Annotated in this window: 17 protein-coding genes, 2 tRNA genes and 1 pseudogene; 9 read left to right on the top strand and 11 right to left on the bottom strand. The window is 73.1% G+C overall.

Annotated features, from left to right (window positions below):
* The first annotated feature begins 37 nt into the window (after positions 1-37).
* Positions 38-1,456: a Na+/H+ antiporter NhaA gene (gene nhaA / locus QUE47_RS01475; RefSeq protein ID WP_286218279.1), complete on the top strand. Its 1,419-nt coding sequence runs from the start codon at positions 38-40 to the stop codon at positions 1,454-1,456.
* 58 nt (positions 1,457-1,514) lie between these two features.
* Here nhaA and QUE47_RS01480 read toward each other — a convergent pair whose 3' ends face one another.
* The 4 genes from QUE47_RS01480 to QUE47_RS01495 form a co-directional block, all read right to left on the bottom strand.
* The gene (locus QUE47_RS01480; RefSeq protein ID WP_286218280.1) at positions 1,515-3,281 is read right to left on the bottom strand and encodes a phospholipase effector Tle1 domain-containing protein; all 1,767 of its coding nucleotides are present in this window, start codon (positions 3,279-3,281) and stop codon (positions 1,515-1,517) included.
* A gap of 126 nt (positions 3,282-3,407) precedes the next feature.
* Positions 3,408-4,331: an ABC transporter permease gene (locus tag QUE47_RS01485; RefSeq protein ID WP_286218281.1), complete on the bottom strand. Its 924-nt coding sequence runs from the start codon at positions 4,329-4,331 to the stop codon at positions 3,408-3,410.
* Entirely contained in the window at positions 4,318-5,292 is a 975-nt protein-coding gene (locus tag QUE47_RS01490; protein ID WP_286218282.1) for an ABC transporter ATP-binding protein, read from the bottom strand. Before QUE47_RS01490 ends, QUE47_RS01485 begins: the two co-directional genes overlap by 14 nt.
* Positions 5,289-6,587 (bottom strand): LolA family protein, encoded by a 1,299-nt coding sequence (locus tag QUE47_RS01495; RefSeq protein ID WP_286218283.1) that lies wholly within the window; start codon positions 6,585-6,587, stop codon positions 5,289-5,291. The genes QUE47_RS01490 and QUE47_RS01495 overlap by 4 nt, the downstream gene beginning before the upstream one ends.
* Positions 6,588-6,718: 131 nt before the next feature.
* On the opposite strand from QUE47_RS01495, the gene QUE47_RS01500 reads away from it, so the two are divergent.
* From QUE47_RS01500 to pntB, 6 genes are all read left to right on the top strand, one after another.
* A complete protein-coding gene (locus QUE47_RS01500) occupies positions 6,719-7,381 on the top strand; it encodes a response regulator transcription factor (RefSeq protein WP_286218284.1) in 663 nt (220 codons plus the stop codon).
* The gene (locus QUE47_RS01505; protein WP_286218285.1) at positions 7,378-8,937 is read left to right on the top strand and encodes a sensor histidine kinase; all 1,560 of its coding nucleotides are present in this window, start codon (positions 7,378-7,380) and stop codon (positions 8,935-8,937) included. The genes QUE47_RS01500 and QUE47_RS01505 overlap by 4 nt, the downstream gene beginning before the upstream one ends.
* Positions 8,938-9,039: 102 nt before the next feature.
* Positions 9,040-9,720 carry a redoxin domain-containing protein gene (locus QUE47_RS01510; protein WP_286218286.1) on the top strand — a complete coding sequence of 227 codons (681 nt, stop codon included), beginning with the start codon at positions 9,040-9,042 and terminating at the stop codon, positions 9,718-9,720.
* 13 nt (positions 9,721-9,733) lie between these two features.
* Entirely contained in the window at positions 9,734-10,612 is an 879-nt protein-coding gene (locus tag QUE47_RS01515; RefSeq protein ID WP_286218287.1) for a cytochrome c biogenesis CcdA family protein, read from the top strand.
* A gap of 303 nt (positions 10,613-10,915) precedes the next feature.
* The gene (locus QUE47_RS01520; protein ID WP_286218288.1) at positions 10,916-12,478 is read left to right on the top strand and encodes a Re/Si-specific NAD(P)(+) transhydrogenase subunit alpha; all 1,563 of its coding nucleotides are present in this window, start codon (positions 10,916-10,918) and stop codon (positions 12,476-12,478) included.
* Positions 12,478-13,866: a Re/Si-specific NAD(P)(+) transhydrogenase subunit beta gene (gene pntB, locus QUE47_RS01525; RefSeq protein WP_286218289.1), complete on the top strand. Its 1,389-nt coding sequence runs from the start codon at positions 12,478-12,480 to the stop codon at positions 13,864-13,866. The genes QUE47_RS01520 and pntB overlap by 1 nt, the downstream gene beginning before the upstream one ends.
* A 277-nt stretch (positions 13,867-14,143) precedes the next feature.
* Here the strand turns inward: pntB and QUE47_RS01530 are convergent.
* From QUE47_RS01530 to QUE47_RS01550, 5 genes and pseudogenes are all read right to left on the bottom strand, one after another.
* Positions 14,144-14,217, bottom strand: a tRNA-Met gene (locus QUE47_RS01530).
* A gap of 61 nt (positions 14,218-14,278) precedes the next feature.
* Entirely contained in the window at positions 14,279-14,896 is a 618-nt protein-coding gene (locus tag QUE47_RS01535) for a dihydrofolate reductase family protein (protein ID WP_286218290.1), read from the bottom strand.
* 100 nt (positions 14,897-14,996) lie between these two features.
* Positions 14,997-16,700, bottom strand: a pseudogene (locus QUE47_RS01540) (MATE family efflux transporter); the annotation flags it as partial.
* A tRNA-Met gene (locus QUE47_RS01545) sits at positions 16,662-16,735 on the bottom strand. The gene QUE47_RS01545 and the pseudogene QUE47_RS01540, both read right to left, overlap by 39 nt.
* A 194-nt stretch (positions 16,736-16,929) precedes the next feature.
* Complete coding sequence (locus QUE47_RS01550) at positions 16,930-19,995, bottom strand: UPF0182 family membrane protein (protein ID WP_286218291.1); 3,066 nt, start codon at positions 19,993-19,995, stop codon at positions 16,930-16,932.
* A 204-nt stretch (positions 19,996-20,199) separates the two neighbouring features.
* On the opposite strand from QUE47_RS01550, the gene QUE47_RS01555 reads away from it, so the two are divergent.
* Positions 20,200-20,793 carry a PPA1309 family protein gene (locus QUE47_RS01555; protein WP_286218292.1) on the top strand — a complete coding sequence of 198 codons (594 nt, stop codon included), beginning with the start codon at positions 20,200-20,202 and terminating at the stop codon, positions 20,791-20,793.
* 14 nt (positions 20,794-20,807) lie between these two features.
* Here QUE47_RS01555 and QUE47_RS01560 read toward each other — a convergent pair whose 3' ends face one another.
* Positions 20,808-21,941 carry a YlbL family protein gene (locus QUE47_RS01560; protein WP_286218293.1) on the bottom strand — a complete coding sequence of 378 codons (1,134 nt, stop codon included), beginning with the start codon at positions 21,939-21,941 and terminating at the stop codon, positions 20,808-20,810.
* A 48-nt stretch (positions 21,942-21,989) separates the two neighbouring features.
* On the bottom strand, positions 21,990-23,045 hold the full coding sequence (locus QUE47_RS01565) for a Rossmann-fold NAD(P)-binding domain-containing protein (protein ID WP_286218294.1): 1,056 nt from the start codon (positions 23,043-23,045) through the stop codon (positions 21,990-21,992).
* A gap of 68 nt (positions 23,046-23,113) precedes the next feature.
* Here QUE47_RS01565 and QUE47_RS01570 point away from each other — a divergent pair, with 68 nt between their 5' ends.
* The gene (locus QUE47_RS01570) at positions 23,114-24,649 is read left to right on the top strand and encodes a zinc-dependent metalloprotease (protein ID WP_286218295.1); all 1,536 of its coding nucleotides are present in this window, start codon (positions 23,114-23,116) and stop codon (positions 24,647-24,649) included.
* Positions 24,650-24,661: the final 12 nt, after the last annotated feature.

A 24,661-nucleotide genomic window follows, 5' to 3' on the forward strand; every position in this document is an offset into this window, starting at 1 on the left:
CCGTCGACGTCCGTCACCGCGATCCGCAGGAGCACCCGTGCCCGACGAGCCCAGCACGCCGGACGCACCGCACCCCGGCGCCCGACCAGGGCCGCCGCTGCGCATCGCCGTCCGACCGGTGGCACCACAGCTCCGCCGGTTCCTCGCGACCGAGGCGGGCAGCGCCGTCCTGCTCCTGGCCGCGGCTGTGATCGCCCTCGTGTGGGCGAACTCCGCCTGGTCTGGCGGGTACACCGCCCTGTGGTCGACCGAGGCCGGGGTGGAGGTCGCCGGACGCGGGCTCACGATGGACCTCCACGCCTGGGTGAACGACGCGCTCATGGCGGTCTTCTTCCTGGTCATCGGCCTCGAGGTCGCGCGCGAGGCCACGACCGGCGAGCTGCGCGACCGACGCACGGCGACGGTGCCGGTCCTCGGCGCGCTGGGCGGCCTCGTCGTGCCCGCGCTGATCTACCTCGCGGTCGCGGGCGGCAGCGAGGGCGGCCACGGGTGGGGCATCGTCATGTCCACCGACACGGCGTTCGTCGTCGGCGTCCTCGCCCTCTTCGGCCCGCGGTGCCCGGACCGGCTGCGGTTGTTCCTGCTGACGCTCGCGGTGGTCGACGACATCGGAGCGATCACGGTGATGGCCGTCTTCTACACCGCGGACCTGAGCCTGCTCTGGCTCGGCGTGGCCGCGCTGCTCGTCGGCGCGCTGCTCGCGCTGCGCTGGCTGGGCGAGTGGCGCCTCGCACCCTACGTGCTGCTGGGCCTCGCGCTGTGGGCCGCGGTGCACGCGAGCGGGGTCCACGCGACGCTCGCCGGCGTGGCCGTCGGGCTGATCGTCCCGGCACGGGCCGCGCGGCCCGAGGACGTCGAGGTCGTGCCGCGATACGCGCGCCGGCTGTCCCGGGAGGCCACCGCCGAGCAGGGCCACCGGACCGAGCTGGCCGCCCGCGCCGCCGTGCCGGCCGCCGAGCGGCTCCAGCGCGTCCTGCACCCCTGGAGCGCGTACCTCGTGGTGCCGCTGTTCGGCCTCGCGAACGCCGGGGTCTCGCTGGCGGGCGAGTCGCTGGCCGCGCTCGGCGGGTCGCCCGTGACCATCGGCGTGATCGTCGCGCTGGTCGTCGGCAAGACCGTCGGCGTGTTCGGTGCGTCGAGCCTGGCCCTGCTGACGGGGATCGGCGACCTGCCCGGCCGTGTGCGGTACACGCACCTCCTGGGCGGTGCCATGCTCACCGGCATCGGCTTCACGATCTCGCTGTTCGTCACGGAGCTCGCGTTCGACGACGAGGCGCTCGTCGAGCAGGCGAAGATCGGCGTCCTGACGGCCTCGCTGATCGCGGCGGTCCTCGGGTCGGTGACGCTCCGGTTCTTCGGTGCGCGGTCCCCGCTCTGCACCCCCGACGACGGCCCGCCGCCGACGCTCCCGCCACGGCCGTGGGTCACGCCGGGCGCGACGAGCGCGCCCCGCTGACGGACCCGGCGGGGCCGGGGCGCGGCTGCCGATCTACGGTCTGCCGACGACGACCCGCCTACGACTGTCCCGTCCCCGCTGCGGCCGCGTCGACCGCGGCCCGGACCGCCGCCGTCGTGATCGGGCCGCGGAAGCGGACGCCGTCGACGAACAGCGTGGGCGTCCCCAGGACGCCGGCCGCCAGCCCGTCGGCGTAGTCGCGCTCGACCGTGTCCCCGAAGCCCTGCGCCCCGGACCCGACGGCGGTCGTCCCGTCGACGCCGTGCTCGACGGCGACCCTCCGCAGCACCTCGTCCCCGAGGTCGGGCTGCGCCGCGAACAGGGCCTCCTGCACCGGCCAGAACGCGCCGACGGCGCCGGCGGCCTCGACCGCGAGCGCCGCGGTGAGCGCGTGGGGGTGGACCTCGAAGAGCGGGAAGTGGCGGAACACGAGGCGCACCTGCCCGCCGGACGTCTCGACGACCTCGCGCAGCACCGGCGCGGCGTCGCGGCAGTACGGGCACTCCAGATCCCCGAACTCGACGAGGGTCACGGGCGCGCCGGGGTCGCCCAGCACGTGGGCGTCCGGGGGGACGAGCGTCTCCGGTGGCACCGGGGGCCCGCTCTGCGCCGTCGTGTCCGTCATGGGTCCAGCGTCACACGCGACGACGGTCGCTTCAGCCCGGGACCGCTCGCCCGCCGGCTCAGAGGACGACGAGGCGCCGCTCGTCCGTCTCCGTCCCGGCGACCGCCTCGACGGCCCCTCCGAAGTCGTCGCCGGCGCCACCGCGCCACCAGCCGATGTTGCAGGCGTGGCGCCCGTAGCCGTCGTCGTCCGGGGTCGCGCACCGGACCGCGGTGGCAGCGATCCGCACGCCCGCGTCGACCTCTCCGCCGCGCGCGACGGGTTCGAGGACGCGGGTGTCGCCACGGAAACGGCGGTTCGATCCGAGCCGGCGCACGAGGTTGAGCGCGGAGAAGAGCGGGCCTGGCGCGCAGCGCATCTGGAGCACGGGCTCGGTGCTGAGCTGTGACCGGAGCCGGTCGGTGTCGACGACGAGGCCGCACCCTCGGCCTCGTCGAGCATCCAGCGCAGCGTGATGTCCGAGAGCCCCTGGTGCGGCGCACCGCCGCCGACGTCGCTGTGCGCGCCGGGGAACCAGACCTGCTTGACCCGATCCGACGTGAGGTCGGGCGAGCCGTCCGGTGCCGTCCACAGGCACGGTTCGTACGTCCTGCGACGGTCGTCGATCGCGAGGGCCTGCCGGGCGCACGCCACCGACGGAGAGAGCCGCACGTCGTGGAACCGGCTGCGGCGGCGGGTCAGCCCCGGCACGCCGAGCGCGCCCACCGTGTCGAAGACCCCGAGCATCGTGATCGGCACCTCGGTGTAGCAGTGGTTGGCCCGGAACGCCGTGCGCTCGGCGTCGTCCTCGGCGCGGCCGCGGGACCGGTACAGGCGGCCGGCCTGGCGGAGCCGGTTGTCGAGCACCGCCTGGGGCCGCAGCAGCCCGACGGACGCCACCATGCCGACCACGGACCGCGCCGTGTACGCGCCGCGGCTGAACCCGAACACGTACACCTCGTCGCCCGGGTCGTAGTTCAGGGCGAGGACCCGGTACCCGTCGAGGACGTGCCGTGTCAGGCCGTACCCGAACGCGCCGCCGAGCACCTTGTCCACGAGGTACCCGCCGGCCCCCACGCCACCGATGGTGAACACGGACTGGGCCACGCCGTCCGACACCACCCCGGTGCGGACGGACCGCGCGATCTTCTCGATGTTGGACACGCTCTCCCGGTCCGGGGAGTTCCAGGTGCCGTCGCAGCACAGCACGATCCGCTTCATCACGGCCTCCGATCCGTCGCGCGCGACCCTGCCGCCGCGAGCGCCTACCTGGAGGGAGCGCCGGGCGTCCGCGCTGATACCCCAGGGTCCAAGCCTGCCGGAACAGGCGCAGACCCCGGCAGTCCGCTACGACGAGATGTCCGCCGTGGTGAACCTGCTCCACGCCAGCGCCCCGAAGACGACGACCCACGCGGCCTGCACGGCCAGCCCCTCGAGGAGCACCCCGGCGTCGACCTGAAGCCGCAGGAACTCGCCGAAGTCGAGCCAGTGGTGCGTCAGGAGCCCCGGGTGGATCGCGGAGAGCTGGGGCAGCGCGTCGAGGACTCCGCTGACGATCGCGACGACGACGGTGGCCGCCATCGCGGCGACCGGGACCTCGGTGAGCGTCGAGAAGAACAACCCGACGGCGACCAGCCCGGTGAGCGAGAGCGCCACGTAGGCGACGACCCCGAGCGCCCGCAGGGCGCCCTCGGCGAGCGGGATCGTGTCCCCGGACAGCAGGGTCACGTCGTCCAGGCCGAACAGCGCGGCCCCGACGGCGAGCCCCATGACCGCGATGGCGAGCACGGCGCACGCCGCGAACACCAGGGCACCGAGCGCCTTGGCGACGAGGAGCCTGGTCCGCGGGACCGGTGTCACGAGGAGGTACCGCAGCGTCCCCGCCGCGGCCTCCCCCGCGACCGCGTCGCCGGACGCGATGCCGATGGTCAGCGGCAGCAGGAACGGCAGGCAGACGAACAGCGACGTGAAGACGAGGAACAGCCCGTTGCCCGTCACGCGGTCGAAGAAGGCGGGTCCCTGCCCGGCGACCGGGGTGTCCTGGGTGACGAACAGGACGATCCCCATGAGCAGCGGCACGGCCGCGAGCCCGGCAAGGAGCACCTGGTTGCGGCGCCGGCCGAGCACGAGCCCGAGCTCGCTGCGCAGCAGCCGGGCGGTGGCGCCACGTCGGGTCGGCAGCTCCGCAGGGCCGGACGGCGTCCCGGTCGCCGCGGCAGGTGGGGCGAGCCGGGCGCCGGTCCGGTCAGCAGGCTGGTCAGCGAGCGACATCGAAGCCCTCCCCGGTCAGCTCGACGAACAGGTTCTCCAGCGTCGGACGTCGCACCTCGAGCCCGATCAGGTCGATCCCCTCGGAGACGATCACCTGGGAGACCTTCTCCGGCGCGACCTCGCCGAGCTCGGTGCTGAGCACCGCCGTCGCCCCTGTCTCGCGGACCGTCGGACCGGCGAGCCCGAGGCCCTCGAGCGCCTGCGCGGCGTGACCGGCCTGGCCGGCGGACGTCGTGACACGCAGCTCGGCGCGACCGGTCGCGGTGAGGTCCTTCCGCGGGCCCTGCACGAGCAGGTTCCCGCGGCTCATGATCCCGATGTGCGAGCAGACCTGCTCGATCTCGCTCAGCAGGTGCGACGAGACAAGGACCGTCGTCCCGCCGTCGGCGAGCTCGCGCACGAGGGTCCGGACCTCGCGGGTCCCCTGCGGGTCGAGGCCGTTCGTCGGCTCGTCGAGCAGCAGCAGGTCCCGCGGGCGCAGGAGCGCCGCGGCGAGGCCGAGGCGCTGCTTCATGCCGAGCGAGTACTGGCGGTACTTCTTGCCGGCCGCTGCGGTGAGGCCGACGCGCTCGAGCGCGGCCGCGATCCGGGCGGCCCGGGTGCGCGGGTCCGTGGTGGCGTCTGCGGCGTCGAGGCGTTCGAGGTTGGCGCGGCCCACGAGGTACGGGTGGAACGCCGGTCCCTCGACGAGCGCACCGACCCGTGGGAGCGCGAGCCCGAGGCCCCCGGGCAGGGGCTGCCCGAGCAGCTCGATCTCGCCGGAGGTCGGCGCGACGAGACCGAGCAGCATGCGGATCGTCGTCGTCTTGCCCGACCCGTTGGGACCGAGGAACCCGTACACGGCCCCTCGGGGCACGGCGAGGTCGATCCCCGCGACCGCGACCTGACCGGAGCGGAACCGCTTGGTCAGGCCGCGGGTGCGGACGGCGAGGTCGCTGCTCGCCGCGGAGCCCTCGCTCATCCGGCCGCCAGCTCCGTCAGCGTCGACGTGGGGACCGCTCCGGCGTAGACCGTGCCGTCGTCGGTGACGAGGACCGACAGCAGCGCCGACGAGAGCACCCGGCCGCCGTCGACCTCGGTCGTGAGCTGGTCGTAGAGCGCGGTGGTGTCGAGCTCGGGGATGCCCGGGATCTCACCCTCCCCGCCTTCGGTGAACTCGTTCATCAAGTCTTCCGCGCCGCTCTCGCCCGGGACGTCGGGCAGCTCGCCGGCCGCGGTGGCCCCGAGGACCTGGGCGACGTCCACCCCGGTGAGCTCGACGACGGTCTCCCAGCCGGTGCCCGCGACGGACACGCCGTGGTCGGCGGCGTCGGCCGTGCTGTCGTCCTTCGGCCCGAGCTCGGACGGCTCGGGCAGCGGGACCTCGACGTCGCGTACCTCGGCGCCGGCCGGGGGCGTGAAGTCGAAGACCGAGTCGTCGGGGGCGTCGAAGGACACGTCGGTGAAGCCGACCTCCATCGCGGGCGCGCTCGCGTCCTGCGTGCTCCACACCTGCACGCGCAGCGGCACCGCGGTCTCGGCGTCGACCGCGACGAGCGCCCGGTCCACGAGGGTCCCGTCGGTCTGCGGGTCGAGCTCGAGCTGGTAGGCGGACCGCCCGGCGACCTCGGTGGGCTCGAGGACCGTGATGTCGGTCGTCGTCCGCGCGTAGGTGAGCATCAGGTCGGCGGCCTCGGTCGGGGTCGGCACGTCGCCCTGCACCTCGGGCGCGCGGCCCTCGGCGAGGTCCTCGTACTCCGCGAGCCGGTCGGCGGGGACCGTGTAGTGCACGGCCTCGTCGTCGGCCGAGGAGTACGTCCAGGCCTCTGCGCCGTCCTTGACGACCGAGTACTCGGAGACGTCGCCGAGCAGCGCGGCCCGCGAGCGTTCGGCCCCGTCGGACCAGACGCGCACCGTCGAGCTGCCGCCCAGGAGGTCGAGGGGGCCGGCTCCGGTCATGCCCCCGACGGTGACGTCGGGAAGGCCGAGCCGCGCGGTGTACACGACCGTCCCCGAGATCGGTACAGGCTCGGTGGAGGTCATGCGCGCGACGAGCTCGTCCGCCGTGAGGGGCGGGACGTCGTCCGCGGCCGTGGAGCTCAGGGCGGACGGCACCACGAAGGCGGCGGCGACCGCGGCCGCCGCGACGCCGGGCACGGCCCAGCGGAGCCGCTTGCGCTGCGACCCGGCGGGCGCGCCGGCCGCGCCGGCATCACCGGGAGCGGCGGACGGGTCGGGCCGGCCGGACACGTGGTTCGAGGGGTCTGAGGTGCTCATGGCACCACTGTGCACGAGTCCACCTGAGACGGCGCTGAGAGGTCGCCGCCGGTCGACACGCGACCGGCACCCGACCGGGAACAGCGCTGCCGGAGCACCCGCGGACCCGCACCGGGTGGGATGCTTCGACGGTGCGCGTGCTGGTGGTCGAGGACGAGGTCGTGATGGCGCGCGCCCTCCAGCGGGGCCTGGCGGCCGAGGGGTTCGCCGTCGACGTCGCCACCGACGGCGATCGCGGGCTCGACCTGGCGCTCGAGGACGACCACGACGCCGTCCTGCTCGACGTCATGCTCCCCGGCCTCTCCGGCTACGAGGTGGTGCGTGCCATGCGCGCCGCCGAGATCTGGACACCGGTGCTCATGCTGAGCGCGAAGGACGGCGACCACGACGTCGCCGACGGCCTCGACCTCGGGGCTGACGACTACCTGGCGAAACCCTTCGCGTTCGTGGTCCTCGTCGCGCGGCTCCGCGCCCTGCTGCGACGCGGCGCCGTCCCCCGGCCCGCGGTGCTCGTGGTCGGCTCCCTCACGCTGGACCCTGCCGCCCGCACCGTCCGGCAGGACGGCGCCGACGTCGAGCTCACCGCGCGGGAGTTCGCCCTGCTCGAGTACCTCATGCGCCGGCCCGGGCAGGTCGTCGGCAAGGTCGAGCTCCGCGACCACGTCTGGGACTCCGCGGGCGACGACCTGAACGTCGTCGAGGTGTACGTCGGCTACCTGCGACGCAAGCTGGGCCGCGCGAGCGTGCGTACGGTCCGCGGCGCCGGGTACGTGGTGGCGGACGGCGGGGCGTGAGCGCGCAGGACGCCCCGGTCGGTCGAGGGCCGGGTGGGGACGGTGCCGGGCCCGAGCACCGACATGACCGCCGGCACGATCGCCGATCCGGCCGACGATCGTGGTCACTGCGACTACGGCTCACGCTCGTCGCGGCGCTGCTCACCGGTCTGGCGCTCGCGATCGGGTCCGTGGCGCTCTCGACGGTCGTGGCCCAGGGTCGGGTGGCGGCGACCGACGACCTGCTCTCCGTGAGCGTCCGGCAGCTCGACCAGCTCGCGACGTCGGACCGCGTGCCGGACGTGCTGCAGGCGAGCGAGCCGGGCGAGGTGGTGCAGCTCCTCGACGCCGAGGGTCGCGTGCTGGCGACGTCGTCGAGCGCGAGCCGCACGCTGCCGCTGGTGGGGAGCGACGAGCTCGACGGCCTCGGGCCGTCGGTCACCGCCCGGACCGTCGAGTCGAGCCCCTACGGGTCGGGGCCCACCCGGGTCGCGGCGCTCCCGACGACCGTCGACGGCGCACCGGCCACCGCCGTCGCGGGTCTTCCCCTGCGCGAGGTCGAGGGCGTGGTCGCCGCGCTGCGGATCTCGCTGCTCGTCGTCGTCCCCCTGCTCACCCTCGCGCTCGGCCTGGTGATCTGGAGCGTCCTCGGCCGCGTGCTGCGCCCGGTCGAGGAGCTGCGGCTCGGCGCGGAGCGTGTGCGGGACGTCGGCGGGCCCGGTTCGCTGCCGGTCCCCGCCGTCGACGACGAGCTCGCCGCGCTCGCGCGCACCCTCAACTCGATGCTGGACCGGCTCGACGCCTCGGCGGCGCGCCAGAACGCGTTCGTGGCGGACGCCGCGCACGAGCTCAGGTCCCCGGTCGCCGCCCTGCGGGCGACCATCGACGTCGCGCGCACCCACCCGGATGCGTACTCGGCGACCGAGCTCGCGGCCGACCTCGCCGTCGAGACCGCCCGGCTCGGCGAGCTCGTCGAGGACCTGCTGGTGCTCGCGAAGGTCGGCTCGTCGGGGTCGAGCGTGCGCCCGTCCGAGGAGGTCGACCTCGCCGTGACCGCCCGCGAGATCGCCCGGGAGGTGCTGGCGGGCGCCGCGGACCGCACGACCGGACGCGAGGGCGAGGGCGAGGCCGAGGGCGGAGCCGAGATCAGGGTCGAGGTCGAGGGACGCGTGGTCGCCGAGCTCGACCCGACCGCCACCCGCCGGATCCTGCGCAACCTGGTGGACAACGCCGTGCGGCACGCCGGCACCGTGGTCACCGTCGCACTGAGCGAACTCCCGAGCGCACCGACGACCGCAGGCACCCGATCCGCGGTCCGGATCGTGGTGGACGACGACGGCCCGGGAGTCCCGGAGGGCGAGCGGGAGCGCGTGTTCGAGCGCTTCGCCCGCCTCGCGTCCTCGCGGGGACGGGACTCCGGAGGCACCGGGCTCGGGCTGCCGATCGCCCGGGCCCTCGCGCGCGAGCACGGCGGGGACGTGTCGCTCTCGACGAGCCCGGCGGGCGGCCTGCGCGCGGAGGCGACCCTCGCCGTCCGACCGCCCGCTGCCGCAGGGCCCCGGTCGACCGTTCGGTAACCGTCATCCGCCGGAGGCCGACGTCCCGCCCCGGTCCGGGTACGTTCGTAGGACGACGCCGCGTGACCTCGCGGCGGTCCGGTCACGACCCAGGAGCCCGCCGTGAGCACCACGACCCGCACCCGCAGGATCACCCCGATCGCGACGCTCGCCACGCTCGCTCTCGTCACCGCAGGCTGCGCTGGGACGACCGACGCCGGCGACGACGCGGCCGCGTCCGGCGAGACGGCGGCCACCGAGACCGCAGAGCCGACCGAGGCCGCAGAGCCGACCGAGCCCGCCGAACCGACCGAGGCCCCGGAGGACTCCGAGACCGAGGAGCCGGCCGAGGAGTCCGAGGAGCCGGCCGAGGACGCCGAGGACCCGGTCGCGGTGCCCGCTGCCTTCGAGTTCTCCGGTGACACGGTCGACGGTGCGGCCTTCGACGCCGCCACGCTCGCCGGCGAGCCCACCGTCCTGTGGTTCTGGGCGCCCTGGTGCCACATCTGCCGCGGCGAGGGTCCGGCCGTCGCACAGGTCGCCGCCGACCTGGACGGCGAGGTCGCGTTCGTCGGCGTCCCGGGGCTCGGCGAGGTCGACGCGATGCAGGAGTTCGTCGACGACACCGGCACGGGCGAGTTCATCCACGTCGTGGACGACGACGGCTCGCTGTGGCAGAAGTTCGGCGTCGTCTCGCAGCCGTCCTTCGTCTTCATCGACGCCGACGGCGAGACCGAGCTCGTGGTCGGCGCGATGGGCCACGACGACCTCGAGTCCACGGCCTCCGCGCTCGTCGACGGCTGACGGCGGCTGACCGGTGGATCCGGTACTCCTGAGCCTGGCGCTCGTCGCCGGGGCCGTCGCAGCCTTCAACCCGTGCGGCTTCGCGCTCCTGCCGGCCTATCTCACGCTCCTCGTGGCGAGGGCCCCCGAGGGGTCGGACGGCGGCCAGAGCGCCGCGATCGCGCGTGCCGCACGGTTCACGGCCGGCATGACGACGGGCTTCGCGCTCCTGTTCGGCGTCGCGGGGCTCGCCCTGACGACGCTGACCGTCTCGTTCGAGCGCTACCTGCCGGTCGTCACGGTCGTCGTGGGTGTCGCGCTCATCGGACTGGGCGTGTGGCTGCTGTCGGGTCGTGAGCTCGGCATCGGCGGCCTGGCCCGCTACGGGCGGGCACCGAAGCAGTCGTGGTGGTCGCAGGTCGGCTACGGCGCCACGTTCGCTCTCGCCTCGCTGAGCTGCACGATCGCCCCGTTCCTCGCGGTGACCGCGGGGGCCGCACGGTCGGGCGGCGTCCTGCCGGTGCTGCTGACCTACGTGGTGTACGCGATCGGGATGGGCGCCGTCGTGGGGGTCCTGGCGATCGCGGCGGCCACCGCGTCCACCGGGATGATCGCGCGCATGCGCCGGGCGGCGCCCGTCATCTCCAGGTTCAGCGGGGCTCTGCTGATCCTCGCGGGCGCCTACGTGACGTGGTTCGGCTGGTACGAGATCCGGGTGCTGGGCGGGGACCTCTCGGGCGACCCGGTCATCGACACCGCCACGCAGGTCCAGACCTGGCTCACGCGCACCGTCGCGGGCCTCGGCACGACCACCATCGCGGTGGTGGCAGTGGTGGTCGTGGTCCTGGTGGTCACGTCCGCTACGGTCGTCGCCGTGCGCCGTCGGAAGGCTGTGTCGCGCACGCAGTCCTGAGACCTCAGACCTGGGGCCCCAGACCTGGGCCTCAGACCTGAGACCTGGGGCCGCTCGCGTCCGGCTCGCACCGTCCACGTCCCCGTCCCGGCCTCGTGTCCACATGCTGCGACGGTCGCCCCGAAGACTTGCGGAAAGCGCTATCCTCACGCGTGGTAGACGATATGGTGGAGATCACCATCTGACTCTGAGTTACCGATCAATCGCCTGCAAGTAGTCCTACGTCGTCCTGCCGACCTGCCGGTCACGAGGACAGACCGGTCGGGCGACACGGACCCAGCAACCCGAGGGAGTACGAACAGTATGAAGATCGGTGTCCCGCGCGAGTCACGACCGGGCGAGCGCCTCGTCGCCGCCACCCCGAAGACCGTCGGGCAGCTCGTGAGTCTCGGCTACGACGTCGTCGTCGAGGCCGGCGCCGGCGAGGCGGCCCACTTCGCCGACGACGCCTACGCCGACGCGGGCGCGACCGTCGCGGACGCGGCCGAGGCCTGGGGCGCCGACGTCGTCACGGCCGTCAACGCGCCGTCCGACCCCGACGTCACCCGGCTCGCGCCCGGCTCGACGCTGATCTCGATGCTCGCTCCCGCCGCGAAGCCCGACCTCGTCGACGCCCTGCGCGTGCGCGGCGTGACCGCGATGGCGCTCGACGCCGTCCCGCGCATCTCGCGCGCCCAGGCGCTCGACGTGCTCAGCACGCTGTCCAACGTCGCCGGGTACCGCGCCGTCGTCGAGGCCGCGACCGAGCTCGGCGCCATGTTCTCCGGCCAGGTCACCGCCGCGGGCAAGACGCCGCCGGCCAACGTCTTCGTCATCGGTGCCGGCGTCGCCGGGCTCGCCGCGATCGGCACCGCCGCGAGCCTCGGCGCCCAGGTGCGGGCGTTCGACGTCCGCCCCGAGGTCGGCGAGCAGATCGAGTCCATGGGCGCGACGTTCGTCCAGGCCGAGACCGCGCAGCAGGAGGTGAGCTCCGACGGGTACGCGAGCGAGCTCACCGCCGAGCAGGAGGCGCTAACGGCCGCGATGTACGCGGAGGAGACCGCGAAGGCGGACGTCGTCATCACGACGGCCCTCGTGCGCGGACACGCTCCGACGACCATCACCGCCGAGATGGTCGCCGGCATGCGCCCGGGCAGCGTCATCGTGGACCTCGCCGCCTCGGGCGGCGGCAACTGCGAGCTCACCGACCCGGGCCAGAAGGTCGTCACCGGCAACGACGTGACGATCCTCGGCGCCACCGACCTCACGTCCCGGATGCCGCAGCACACCTCGCAGCTCTTCGGCACGAACATCGTCCACCTCCTGGAGCTCCTGACCCCGGGCAAGGACGGCGCGCTGGTCCTCGACCTCGAGGACCCGGTCCAGCGCGGCATGACCGTCACCCACGAGGGCGACGTGCTGTGGCCGCCGCCGCCCGTCCAGGTCTCGGCCGCTCCCCCGCCCGCGCCGCCGGCGCCACCGCAGCCCGAGGTCGACCCGGCGGTCAGGGCCGCCGAGGAGGCGGACGCCGCGAGACTCCGTGGCCGCCGTCGGCTCGTCGGGTTCGCGCTCGCCGCGGTGCTCGTGACGCTCGGCATCTCGTTCGCACCCGCCGTGTTCCTCAGCCACTTCACCGTGTTCGTGCTCGCGGTCATCGTCGGCTACTACGTCATCTCGAACGTGTCGCACTCGCTGCACACGCCCCTGATGGCCCAGACCAACGCGATCTCGGGGATCATCCTCGTCGGCGCGCTCCTGCAGATCGGCAACGACAACCTGCTCGTCACCACGCTCGCCTTCGTCGCGGCCACCGTCGCAGCGATCAACATCTTCGGTGGATTCGCGGTCGCGTACCGCATGCTCGCCATGTTCCGGAAGGACGCCTGATGCTCACGTCCGTCGCTCAGGCCGTCTACGTCGTCGCGGCCGTGCTCTTCATCCTGTCGCTCGCGGGTCTCGCCAAGCAGGAGACCGCCAAGCGCGGGAACGTCCTCGGGATGGTCGGCATGGTGCTGGCCCTCGGGGCGACGGTGGCGCTCGCCGCCGACCACGGCGAACGTCCCGTATGGGTCACGCTCTCGCTGATCCTCGCCGTCTTCCTCATCGGCGCGACCGTCGGACTCTGGCGGGCCCGCAGCGTCGAGATGACGCAGATGCCCGAGCTCATCGCGATCCTGCACAGCTTCGTCGGCCTCGCGGCAGTCCTCGTGGGGTTCAACTCCTACCTCACCGAGGGGCACGACGCCGTCCACCTCGTCGAGGTCTTCCTCGGAGTCTTCATCGGGGCCCTGACGTTCACCGGGTCCGTAGTGGCGTACCTCAAGCTGTCGGCGAAGATCAAGAGCGCCCCGCTCACGATCCCCGGCCGCAACCTCGTCAACCTCGGCATCGTGGTCGCCTCCGGGGCGTGCATGGCCTGGTTCGTCCAGAGCGCGTCCGTCTGGCCCCTGCTCATCATGACGGTCCTGTCGCTGGCCCTCGGCTGGCACCTCGTGGCCGCGATCGGCGGCGGCGACATGCCCGTCGTCGTGTCGATGCTCAACAGCTACTCCGGCTGGGCCGCCGCCGCTGCGGGGTTCATGCTCAGCAACGACCTCCTCATCGTCACCGGTGCGCTCGTCGGCTCCTCCGGTGCGATCCTCAGCTACATCATGTGCAAGGCCATGAACCGCTCGTTCGTCTCGGTGATCCTGGGCGGGTTCGGGTCGGACGGCGGAGCACCCTCCGCGGGCGCCGGCGACGGCGTGGTGGGCGACCACCACGAGACGAACGCGGCGGACGTCGCCGACATGCTGAAGGACGCCAAGACCGTGGTCATCACGCCGGGCTACGGCATGGCCGTCGCCAAGGCGCAGTACCCGGTGGCCGACCTCGTCGAGAAGCTGCGCGCCCAGGGCGTCGACGTGCGGTTCGGCGTCCACCCCGTCGCGGGCAGGCTCCCGGGCCACATGAACGTGCTGCTGGCCGAGGCCAAGGTGCCGTACGACATCGTCCTCGAGATGGACGAGATCAACGACGACCTCGGAGCGACGGACGTCGTCCTGGTCATCGGGGCGAACGACACGGTCAACCCGGCCGCGCTCGACGACCCGGGCTCCCCGATCGCCGGGATGCCGGTCCTCGAGGTGTGGAACTCAGGACGCGTCATCGTCTTCAAGCGGTCGATGGCCACCGGCTACGCCGGGGTGCAGAACCCGCTGTTCTTCAAGGACAACACCTCGATGCTCTTCGGGGACGCCAAGGACCAGGTGGAGCACATCATCCACGCGCTCTGATCCGTACGCCTCGGAGGGCTCGTCCGCCGTTCGGCGGGCGGGCCCTCCGGCGTCGGCAGGTACTGGTCGAGTGAGCGTCGCTCCGGCAGGGCGCCGAGAGTTCCGTTCGCGGGGTCTCGCGCGACTCCGCACCCCGCGAACGAGACTCTCGAGGGTGTAGACGCCGCGCAGGTCCGCGACACCGTGCGCACACGCGCGTTGGGGCATCGGCCACCACGAGGACCAGGAACGACGAAGGCCCGGACCGCATGGTCCGGGCCTTCGTCGACTACCTGAGTAGCGGGGGCAGGATTTGAACCTGCGACCTCTGGGTTATGAGCCCAGCGAGCTACCGAGCTGCTCCACCCCGCGTCGGTGGTCCTAGTCTACGCGACGCACGACGCCGATCGCACCACGGGCGACACCCACCGCATCACCCCGGGCTCGAGCCCGTCCGGCGGTAGCGGACGTGCGTGGCCAACGGGGAGTGCAGCACGTCGACGGGCTCGAACCCGAACTCGTCGACGCCGTCGAACACACGCTCACCGGACCCCAGGAGGACCGGGACGATGTCGAGCGTGAGCTCGTCGACGACCCCGGCGGCGAGAGCCTGGCGGACGGCGGACGCACCGCCGGCGATGTCGACGCCCTTGTCGCCGGCCGCCTCGCGCGCCCGCGCATAGGCCGTGCCGAAGCCGCCGGTGACGAAGTGGAACGTCGTCCCACCGTCCATCTCGATCGGCTCGCGGGCGTGATGCGTCAGCACGAAGACCGGTGCGCGGTACGGCGGCTCGGGCCCCCACCACCCCCGCCAGTCCTCGTCCCACGCGCCGCGGACAGGCCCGAACATGTTCCGACCCATGACGTAGGCGCCCCGCGGGCGCATGAGCCAGGCGGACGCCCGTGCGTCGTTCTCGGTGGCCCGCTCGTCGCCCAGGTGCCAGCGATGCAGCTCGCCTCCCCGACGCCCGAGCGGCTCCTCACGACTCTGGCCGGGACCGGCGACGAACCCGTCGAGCGATACCGACATGTGACAGGTGGTGATCGGCATCCCTCGATGGTCTCCTGACCAATGGCGTCCTGCAGGGCGACGTGTCCGCGGCTGTCTCCGAGGGGCCCGCGCCGACGTCACCCGGGTGTCGGCCCTCGGTTCACGGCCGCCGTCCGGTAGCTGCCGGACGGCGACCCCGGTGCGCCCGGGCCTGCCGCCGCAGGACTGCGGGGCGCGTCGCCGACCACGCACGACGCCCGACCCTGAGCCGCCGACCGCTCGAGGACGGGACGGCCACAGGTCGCGCGACGTCGAGCGGACGGTCGTCGCCCCGCACGCAGACCTCCGCGCCGCCGTCCTCGACCGCACGGTCCGACGCGCCCACGTGCCTGCGCTGCCACGCGAGGTACGCCGGGACCAGCAGGCAGACCGAACCGGCCCACGCGAGCGGGTTGCTCCAGACGACCCCCGAGTACCCGAAGGCCCCGCCGAGGACGACCGCCGCCGCAGAACGCATGACGAGCTCCAGGAACCCGGAGACCGTCGGCACGAGAGAACGCCCGAGACCCTGCAGCGCGCCACGCACGACGAAGAGCACGCCCAGGACCGAGTACAGCGCGCCGTTGACCGTCAGGAACTCCCCGGCCATGTCCACGACCGCGCCCTGACCCGGGCCGACGAAGAGCTCGACGAGACCTGTCCCCCACAGCACGAGTACCGCCCCGAGCGCGGCCGAGCCGACGACGGCCATGATCACGCCGTGGCGCACGCCCTGGCGGATCCGGTCGTCCCTGCGCGCACCCCGGTTCTGGGCGACGAACATCGACACCGCGAGCCCGAGGGAGCCGAGCAGGGCAACGGCGATCCCGTCGACGCGGGCCGCCGTCGTGTACGCGGCGACGGCATCGGCCCCGAGCTCGTTGAGGGCGAACTGCACGACCAGCGTCCCGATCGCGATGATCGACATCTGGAGCCCCATGGGAAGCCCGAGGCGCAGGTGCTGCGCGTAGTCCCCGCGCGAGACCCTCCACCCGCCGCGGCGGACCAGGAGCTCGGGGACGCGGAGGCGCACGTACGCGAGGCAGAGCACCACCGACACCGCCTGCGAGGCGACGGTCGCTGCGGCGGCCCCACCCACGCCGAGGCCGAGCGCGCCGACGAGCAGCACGGTGAGGCCGGCGTTGAGGACGCAGCAGGCGACGAGGAAGTACAGGGGCGTCCTCGAGTCGCCGATCGCGCGGATGATCGAGGACAGGTAGTTGAAGAACATCAGCGCGACCGTGCCGCCGAAGGTCACCACCGAGAAGACCTGGGCGTCGTGGATCAGCTCGGGAGGGTGCGCAGCAGCCTCAGCGCAGGTCCCGTGGCAGCGATCGCGACGACCGTGACGAGGAGTGAGGCGAGCGCGGTCAGCACCGTCCCGGTGGCGACGGAGCGACGCAGGCCGTCGGTGTCTCGTGCGCCGTGCGCGACGGCGGTCGGGATCGCGAACCCGGACGTCATCCCGAACGTGAACCCCAGGAGCAGGAACGTCAGCCCACCCGTGGCGCCGACCGCGGCGAGGGCGTCGACGCCGATCGCGCGCCCGACGACGAAGGCGTCGGTCAGCCCGTACAGCTGCTGGACGACGTTCCCGAGGAAGAGCGGGACGGAGAACGCCAGGATCACACGCCAGGGTCGACCGGACGTGAGGGTGGTGGCCATGCGGGTGTGCCTCACGGTGAGAAGGGGCTGCGATGGATCGTATCGATTCGATCCGAACGTTGAGAGAGACAGCACTGAAGGCCCGGACCTGGTGGTCCGGGCCTTCGGTGCTGTTCCTGAGTAGCGGGGGCAGGATTTGAACCTGCGACCTCTGGGTTATGAGCCCAGCGAGCTACCGAGCTGCTCCACCCCGCGTCGGTGAACACCACCCTACGCGGGGTGGGACGTCAGGCCAAATCACTTCCACCGCCCGGGCCCATGACGCTGATCACACCGGCCGGCCACGACTTGCATCGGACCGCGCACGGCCGGGGCCGGACCCCGAGACGACGGCGGGCCGGCCGCAGGGTCTCCCCACGACCGGCCCGTCGCCGTGTCGACCCCGAAGGTCAGCCGTTCTCGATCGCGTCCTGCGCCGCCACCGCCCGCTGGACCGCGTCGTCGAGAGCGTCCTGTGCCTCGCCGTAGGCGGCGAAGTCGCCGTCCGCCAGCGCGGCGTTGCCGTCGTCGAGCGCCGTCTGCATGTCGGTCAGCGCCTGGTCGAGCGCAGCCGTCGGGTCGCCGTCCACGCCGCCACCGGTGTCCGCGGTGGGCTCCGTCGTCGGCTCTGCCGACGGCTCGGTCGTGGGCTCCGTCGTCGGTTCGGTCGTCTCACCGGAGTCCGGCAGCACGACGTCGCTGTCCCCGTCGACCGGGGCATCAGGCACCTCGGTCTCGGCCTCGCCGCCCGCGTCGCCCGCGTCGGCCCCGGAGTCGCCGCCGAACACCTGGTTCAGCGCCTCGTCGAGGGTGTCGGCGAACCCGACCTCGTCACCGAAGGACACGAGGACCTTGCGGAGCAGCGGGATCTTCACGTCACCCGTGGACTGCAGGTAGACCGGCTGCACGTAGAGCAGGCCACCACCGACCGGGAGGGTCAGCAGGTTCCCCTTGATCACGTCCGAGTTCCCGCGCGAGAGGATGTTGATCTCGTTCGCGATCGTCGGGTCCGTGTCGAAGGTGTTCTGCACCTGGCCCGGTCCGGGGACCGTCGAGTTGCGCGGCAGCTCCAGCAGTCGGAGCTTGCCGTAGTCCTCGGACTTCCGGCCTGCCTCGGTCCCGGCCTCGGCATCGACCGCGAGGAACCCGGTGAGGATCTCGCGGTCGGTGTTACCGCCGGGGATGAAGCTCGAGGTCAGCGAGAAGGTCGGGGAGTCCTGACCCGGCATCTGCAGCGTCAGGTAGTACGGCGGCTGCAGCGGCTTGTTCTGCCCGTCGACCGTCGGGTCGGAAGGGTTGCGCCAGAAGTCCTGGCCGGAGAAGAACTCCGAGGCGTCGGTCACGTGGTACTGGGTCAGGAGCGACCGCTGCACCTTGAACAGGTCCTCGGGGTAGCGCAGGTGGTTCATCAGGTCGCTCGTGATCTCGGACATCGGCTGGATGCTCGCGGGGAACACGCCCTCCCACGCCTTGAGCATCGGGTCGTCCGGCTCCCACGAGTACAGGTCGACGGAGCCGTCGTACGCGTCCACGGTCGCCTTGACCGAGTTGCGCATGTAGTTGACCTCCTCGGGGGCGATCGCCTGGATCGACGCCGAGGTGCCGGTGAGCGAGTCCGCCGTGGCCTCGTCGATCGAGCGCTGCGCCGAGTAGGGGTAGGCGTCCGACGTCGTGTAGCCCTCGACGACGTACTTGACCTTCCCGTCGACGACCGCCGGGTAGACCCGACCGTCGAGCGTCAGGTACGGGGCGACCTTCTGGACGCGCTCCGCCGGGCTGCGGTCGTAGAGGATCTGCGACTCGCTCGTGACGCGGTCGGAGAAGAGGATCTGCTCCGAGCCGAACTTGAGCGCGTAGAGGATCTTGTTCAGGAATCCGCCGACGCTCGGACCCGCGACGGTGCCGTCGGCGCCGAACGTGGTGTTGACCTGGCCACCGGCCTCGTCGTCCGGGTAGTCGAGCTCCCACGGCGTCGTCTCGTCGGGCGCACCGACGATCGAGTACTCCGTCGCCTGGGGGCTGAAGTAGATGCGCTCCTGGTAGCCGTCCCCCATGTCGGTCAGCGCGCCCTTCGCGGGGATGTCGCCCTCGTAGAACGCCGGGCGACCCTCCGGACCGGTCTGGTTGCCGTAGGCGGCGACCACGCCGAACCCGTGCGTGAACACGGTGTGGTCGTTGACCCAGTTGCGCTGGTCGGACCCGAGGCCGTCGAGGTAGAGCTCGCGCACCGCGATGACGGTGTCCTCGCTCTCGCCGTCGATCGTGTACCGGTCGACGGCGAGGGTCGGCTCGAAGTTGTAGTACTGCTTGTTCTGCTGGAGCTGGCGGAACGTCGGGCTGACGATCTGCGGGTCGAGGAGGCGGATCGACGCGGTCGTCTGCGCGTCCTCCCGCAGGCCTCCGGCCTCGGCCTCGGTCGACGCGTCGTACTGCTGGGACTCCACCTTGTCGAGGCCGAACGCCTGGGTGGTCGCGTCGATGTTCCGCTGGATGTACGGGGCCTCGAACTCCTGCGCGTTCGGCGTCACCTGGAAGCGCTGGACGATCGCCGGGTAGATGCCGCCGATCGCGATCGCCGCGACGACCATCAGCCCGACCCCGATGACCGGCAGCCGCCAGTCGCTGCGGAACGCCGCGATGACGAAGAGCACCGCGACGCCGACGGCGACGAAGGCGAGGATCGTCTTGGCCGGGAGCACCGCGTTGACGTCGGTGTACGACGCCCCGTCGAACTTGGCGTTCGTGGAGGTCAGCAGCGAGTACCGGTCGAGCCAGTAGTTCACACCGATGAGCAGCACCAGGACGGCGCCCGTGACGGCGAGCTGCACGCGCGCCGCCTTCGTGGTGCGCGGGGTGTCGCCCGAGCCGCCGATGCGCAGCCCGCCGTAGAGGTAGTGGGTCACGAGCGCGCCGATCCCGGCGACGATCACGACGGCGAGGAGGAACCCGACGACGAACCGCAGCAGCGGGAGCGTGAAGATGAAGAACGAGATGTCCATGCCGAACTGCGGGTCGTCCTTGCCGAAGGCGACCTGGTTCACGGCGAGGAGCACCGTCTGCCACTGCGACGCCGCAGCAGTGCCGGCGAAGAAGCCGACGAGCGCGGGCGCTCCCCAGGTGACGACCTTGCGCAGCGGCTCGACGGCCTCACGGTACTGGTCGAGCGTCGCCTGCTCGGGCGTCGACGGCGCGTAGATCGGCCGCGAACGGTAGGCGATCGACAGCGAGGTGAAGAGGATCCCGCCCATCACCAGGAACGCGGCGACGAACAGCGCGGCGCGCGTGCCCCACTCCGTCCAGATGACCTCCTCGAAGCCGAGCTGCGCGAACCAGAGCACCTCGGTCCAGAACTGCGCGAGCAGCAGGAGCACGACGACGAGCGCGGCCACCACCACGAGAGCGACGATCAGCGGGCTGCGACGCCGCGACGGCGGCGAGCCTTCCGACTGTTGGCGGGGCGGTGCGGCGAATGACACGGGCTACCTCTTCGTTGCGATCTGCGGCAGCTCTCGGCGCCCGTGGGCGCGGATCGCTGCAGGGGTCGTCGGTCGTGTCACCAAGTTTCCCACACGGCCCCACCACGATGTGACACGGAACGGTCACGTTCAGGTCACTGCAGGCGTCGCCGGCGCTCCTCGACCGGGTGGTCCACCGGCCCCGACGTCTGGGACCCTGGTCGCATGACCGACGAACCCAGCACGCCCTCGCCGCACACGGCGGACGGGCCGCAGACCTCCGTCACCGCCGCGCAGATCGCGCTCGCCGAGGCCGTGCGCGAGATCGAGCAGCACGTCTCGTCCGCCGGGTGGGACGGCCCCGTCCGCCTCTTCGCGCTCGTCGACACCGCGGGCGCCCTCGCCGCGGACCCGAGCCTGGCCGAGCGGCTGCCCGCCGACGTCGTGGAGACCGCCGCGACGGGCAACGGGCACCTCACCTCGGTGGAGCAGGAGCTGGCCGAGGCGGACGACCTCGAGGCCCTCCTGGCCCGCATCGGCTGGCCGGACTCCGTCGACGGTGCGGCGCTGGTCGTCGAGCGGATCGTGCTGCCGCCCGAGGCCGAGCAGGACGTCCCCGGCGACCCGGAGGCGGCGCTCGCGTTCCTCAGTGAGCACCCGTCCCGCGAGGACGTGCGGATCGCGGTCGGCGTGCTGCGCGACGGGTCCGCCTGGTGCGGTCTGCGGTCCCGGTCGCACGACGACGACACCCAGGTCGCGTTCGGCTCCGACCTCGTGCCCGGCCTCGTCGAGGCTCTGGCGGCGACCCTCCGGGACTGACCCCTCGGCGTCGGTCAGCCGGCCGCCTGCTGCTCCTCGCACGTGGGCAGCCCGTCCGTGTCGCCCGCCCCGATCGCGGTGATCGCGTCGACGGCGTCGTCGAGGGTCCCGACGGCGGTCACCTGCAGGCCGTCGGGCACGTGGCCGACGACCTCGTCGCAGTTGTCGTCGGGCGCGAGGAACCACTGCGCACCGTCCCGCTGCGCTCCGTAGAGCTTCTGGCGGATCCCGCCGATCGGTCCCACGGTCCCGTCCACGTCCATGGTGCCGGTCCCGGCGACGACCGCGCCGTCCGCCTCGTCCTCGGGCGTCAGCTTGTCGACGATCCCGAGGGCGAACATGGTGCCCGCGCTGGGCCCGCCGATGTCGCCGATCTGGATCGTCACGTCCACGGGCATGTCGAAGTCGGTGCCGAGGAACACCCCGAGCACCGCCTGGCCGTCCACGTCGCCCGTCGTGACGGGGGCGTCGACGTCCTCCCCGTCCCGCTCCACCCCGACCACGACCTCGTCGCCCGGCGTGGTCGCGGCAAGGTGGTCGATCAGGTCCTGGTACGTGACCACCTCCTGCCCGTCCAGGGACCGGACGACGTCGCCCTCCTCGAGGACGCCGTCCGACGCCCCGCCCTCCACGGTGCCGGCGACCGTCAGGGTGACCGGGACGTCGTACCCGACCTGGGTGAGCGCCGCGACCGTCGCGCTCTCCTGCGACGAGACCATGTCGGCCGTGTTGGCGGCCTCGACCTCCTCGGCGGTTCGGTCGGGCGGGAAGATCAGCTCCTTGGGGTAGACCGAGCGCTTCGGGTCGATCCACCCACGGATCACGCCCAGGGCGTCCGTCGGGTACCCCGGTCCCCCGGAGACCGAGACCGTCGTCAGCCGCAGCTCGCCGGTCGACGGGTACGTCTCGGCACCCGAGATCTCGATGAGCTCGGTCCCGTCCTGGGTCCCGAGCGTGTCCTCCGTCGGCCCCGGGGAGCGGACGGCGTAGGGCGCCGGGACGAGGATCAGCACCGTGAGCAGCGCGAGGGTGGCGACCAGGGAGACACCCAGGGTCGTCGCGCGGGGCGTGGGCCCGACGACCGTCCAGCGGGAGGGCTGTCGGCTGTCGTCGACGCTCGCGATCGGTCCCGGGTCCTCAGCAGTCACCGCCCCATCATGACGGATCGTGACGCCCCGGCGGGAACCGCGTCGTCGTCACCGACGGGCCCGCCGCACGAGGACGGCCGTCGCGAGGGCCGCGACCGCTGCCCCTGCGGCGCCGACCGCCGCCGCGTCGCGGCTGCCCACCCGGCGCCACCCGATCGTCGTGCCCGCGGGGCGGGATCCGGCGACCTCGGCCAGGCAGTCCGCGGTCGAGCGCTCCGGCCGCCATCCGGCGTCGAGCAGCCGGCGCGACGACACGGTCCAGTCGAAGAGCACGAACGCGAGGTCGCCCGAGCCCGAGGGGACGACGCCGGTGCGCCGCAACCGGTCGGCCATCCCGAACGCGGTCTCCACGGGGACGGCGATCGTCCGCAGCCCCACCAGACCGGCGACCTCGTCCTGCCCGACGACGTCGGGCGAGCCGTCGGGGTGCACCGCACCGACCGTGACCGAACCGAGAAGGCCGCGGTCGAGCACCGTGGCGACCGCGGACACCAGGTCGTCGACGTGGAGCATCTGCCAGTCCTTGGTCACGCCTCGGGCGACCAGGAGCCGGGGCGCCTCGAGGTGCCGCGTGCAGATCGTGTCGACGCCCGGACCCGCCAGCATCGCGGGGCGCAGGATGCTCAGCCGCCCGAGCCCCGCGGACGTCACGAGCCGCTCCGCCTCGAGGAGTCGGTCGAGGACGCTGCCGGTGCCGTCCGGATCGGCCGGCGGAGCGTCGTCGTCCATCACGTCCCGGGCCGCCGACGCCCCGAGGACCGCAGCGGAGCTGATCAGGACGACGTGCGGGTCCCGCCCGGCCGACCGCAGCTCGTCCAGGGTCTCGTTCACCGCGTCGAGGAGGTCGCTGCGCGGGCCGTTGGCGAACTCTCCTGCGGGGATCGCGATGATGACGGCGGCCGCGTCCGCGACCGCCACGCACCCGCCGCCCAGGGCCGCGCGGAGCGCTCGGGCGACGACTCCGCCGCCCACGACCGCGATGCCTGACGCGGGCCACGACCCTGCGGTTCCCGGGCCCGCGCCGGGGCCCGCAGCCCCGCCGGACCCGGCCTCGTGCACCGGCCTCGTCTCGCTGCGCCCAGAGCGAACCTCGCCCTCCGACATGCCGCGCTCACCGCTCCCGAGGTCCGAATGTGGTTACCGTGACGTAGACGCTATCCCGAGGAGCCCAGATGAGCAGCCAGTCCCCCGACGACCCGACCGCGGGCGGCCCGCACGACGAGCAGTGGGAGCAGTTCTTCCGGTCGATGTTCGGGGACGGCGCCGACGAGGCGATGCGCCAGATGCGCGAGCAGGGGCTCGACCCCCGCGCACTCGCGCAGAGCACCGGCCTCGGCGACGACCCCCGTGCTCTCGAGGCGATGCTCGCCCAGGTCAAGCGGATGTTCGAGACCTCCGGCGACTCCCCGGTCAACGCCGGGGTCGCGCACGACGTCGCCCGGCAGGTCGCCGTCACCGGCGGCGACCCGGTCGTGGTCGCCGCCCAGGCCCGCACCGCGAAGGACGCCCTGTCGGTCGCCGAGCTGTGGCTCGACGTCGTCACCGACCTGCCGCCCGCCGGCGGGGCGCCGAAGGCTTGGAGCCGTTCCGAGTGGGTCGAGGCGACGCTCCCCGCGTGGGGCCGGCTCGTCGCCCCGGTCGCGGCGTCGGTCGCCGACGCGATGGCCACGGTCCTCGGCGACCAGATGGGCGAGCTCGACGGCGGCGCCATGCCCGAGATCCCCGGCATGCCCCGAGGGATGCTCGGACAGCTGGACCCGGCCGGGATGATGCGCAAGCTCGGTTCCGCCGTCTTCGGCATGCAGACCGGACAAGCGGCCGGCACCCTATCCCGCGAGGTGTTCGGCGCGACCGACGTCGGCGTACCGCTCATCGAGGAGAACGTCACGGTCCTCGTCCCCAGCAACGTCGAGGCGTTCGCCGAGGGACTCGACGCGCCGCTCGACGAGGTCCGCCTCTTCCTCGCGCTCCGCGAGGCCGCCCACGCACGCCTCTTCGCGCACGTCCCGTGGCTCCGAGCGCACCTGCTCGGCCTGGTCGAGGAGTACGCCCGCGGCATCACGATCGACCTGGAGACGCTCGAGGAGCGCGTCCGGTCGATCGACATCAGCGACACCTCGGCGCTCCAGGACGCGCTCAAGGGCCACGTCTTCCGCGGTCAGAACACCGAGGAGCAGCGCGCCACCCTCCTGCGGCTCGAGACGACGCTCGCCCTCGTCGAGGGCTGGGTGGACGAGGTGACGGCGACCGCCGCGCTTCCCCACCTGCCGCACGCGGTGCCGCTGCGCGAGATGCTCCGCCGCCGCCGGGCCGCCGGCGGGCCGGCCGAGCACGTCTTCTCGTCGCTCGTCGCCCTCGAGCTGCGCCCCCGCCGCTCGAGGGACGCCGCCGCGCTGTGGGCACACATCACCGCCGGGTCCGGGCCCGCCGGGCGTGACGGCGTGTGGGAGCACCCCGACCTGCTCCCCGACGACCAGGACCTCGACAACCCTGCCGGGTACTCGGAGCGCCGGTCGGCGGTCGCCGAGGGGTCCGCCGACCTGGACCGGGCGCTCGAGGACATCCTCTCCGGGACGGTGGCCGGCATCGACGACTCGGGCGAGTCCACGGCCGAGCCCGGCAGCGGTGACGGCGCCGAGGACACCGCCGCGGGAGGCTCCGACGACAGCACCGGCGACGACGAGGGCGGGGCTCCGCAGGACCGCTAGTCGCGAGGTCCA

It is taken from the genome of Paraoerskovia sediminicola (assembly GCF_030296575.1).
GTDB lineage: Bacteria > Actinomycetota > Actinomycetes > Actinomycetales > Cellulomonadaceae > Paraoerskovia > Paraoerskovia sediminicola.